Consider the following 1,628-nt stretch of genomic DNA (forward strand, 5'->3'; position numbering starts at 1 on the left):
ACATCAAAGTGCTGACTTAAGCGCTCTATTTCTGAAACCAATAGGTCTAGTTCATCAGGAACGGTCGCCTTGTAAGCCACCTGAATACCTTGATCAAGACAGTGTTCAGCGATCATCGCCGAATTACTATCAACAATATCACCGGTCATCAACTCGGAACCTGTCAGCAGCAATGCAATCTTCATAGTTTAAGCCTTCAGCTCTTCTGCCAAGCTTACTGATCGATCTGCTGCGGCCTGCATTGCCTCATCGACAATTTCAAGCAAGCCCTTCTCTTCGAAAGTATGAATCGCTCGCTCTGTTGTTCCGCCGGGAGACATCACATTGCGCTTTAGCTGGGCTGGTGCCACATCACCACTAAGCACCATTTCAGCGGCACCCGCTACGGTTTGTGCTGCCAGCTTTCGAGCCGTATCTGCAGAGAGCCCTTGTTTTATCGCGGCTGCTTCCATCGCTTCGATCATCAAAAAGATATACGCTGGCCCTGAACCTGACAAGGCCGTCACTGAGTGAATCAAGCTTTCCTGATCTACCCATTCAACCAAGCCAATTGCCTGAAACAATTCATCTGACAAGTTCTTTTGTTCATCGCTTACATTCGCATTCGCGATCAAGCCGCTCGCACCCTTGAGTACCTGGGCTGGGGTATTCGGCATGCATCTCACCAATGCCTGCTCAGAGCCCAACCACTGTGCCAGCAGGTCCAAACCAATGCCTGCCGCAATAGAGATGATTAGAGGACGATGACTAAGGCTGCCTTTCAATGACTCACATACCGACTGCAGTACCTGAGGCTTTACACTGAGCACGACAATATCTGCCGTGCTAACAGCGCGAGCATTGTCTTCATCTACCTCGACCTGCCATGTGTTCTGCATCGCTTCCCGATGTTCAAGGTTTGGTGCAGTTGCTACAATATTGCTTGCGTTTAAACCTTTCTTTACTAGGCCACCAACGATGGCGTGTGCCATGTTACCTGCGCCAATAAAGCAGATCTTTTGTTCATTCAAGTTCATTGTTAGTTCACTTCCTGTTCAAAAATTCAAAAACTGTTTCCAAGCTCTAGCGTTCGCCAAACAAAGCGGTTCCAACTCTGACCATTGTTGAGCCACAGGCAATTGCCTGCTCCATATCACCAGACATTCCCATCGAGAGAGTATCGACACTCGAATAGCTTTCTTGCAGATCATTAAATGCCGACTTCATCTTCGTAAACGCGGTGCTCAAACTCTCTTCACTTTGATTTGCTTGAGGTATGCACATTAAGCCGCGTAGCTTCAAACGAGGCATATCTTCTAGTGCTCGACAAAGCTCAGGCAAATCACTCAACAATATGCCCGATTTAGTCTCTTCTTCATCAATATTCACCTGAATACAAATATTCAGTGGCGATAAAGTGTCCGGGCGCTGATCATTTAAACGCTGTGCTATTTTTATGCGATCAACACTATGCACCCAAGTAAAGCTTTCAGCAATCGGCCGCGTTTTATTCGACTGAATCGGGCCAATAAAGTGCCAGACGATATCTTCGGCATTGCCTTCTTTCGTCAATAAAGCCTTGACCGCTATCTGCTTTTCAAGCGCTTCATTAAGATAGTTCTCGCCAAATATTTTCTGCCCTTGCTTAA

At 46.9% G+C, this 1,628-nt stretch carries 3 protein-coding genes; all 3 read right to left on the minus strand.

The features are described 5' to 3' along the window. Positions 1–185: molybdopterin-binding protein (locus tag A3756_RS23305; RefSeq protein ID WP_197481492.1), on the minus strand; the 185-nt coding region annotated here is incomplete at its 3' end. A gap of 3 nt (positions 186–188) precedes the next feature. Beyond that, positions 189–1,016, minus strand: a complete 828-nt coding sequence (gene proC, locus A3756_RS23310) for a pyrroline-5-carboxylate reductase (protein WP_068552677.1) — start codon at positions 1,014–1,016, stop codon at positions 189–191. A 46-nt stretch (positions 1,017–1,062) separates the two neighbouring features. Continuing rightward, on the minus strand, positions 1,063–1,628 hold a 566-nt coding region (locus tag A3756_RS23315; protein ID WP_068554788.1), incomplete at its 5' end, for a YggS family pyridoxal phosphate-dependent enzyme.

This window comes from Oleiphilus sp. HI0086 (assembly GCF_001635225.1).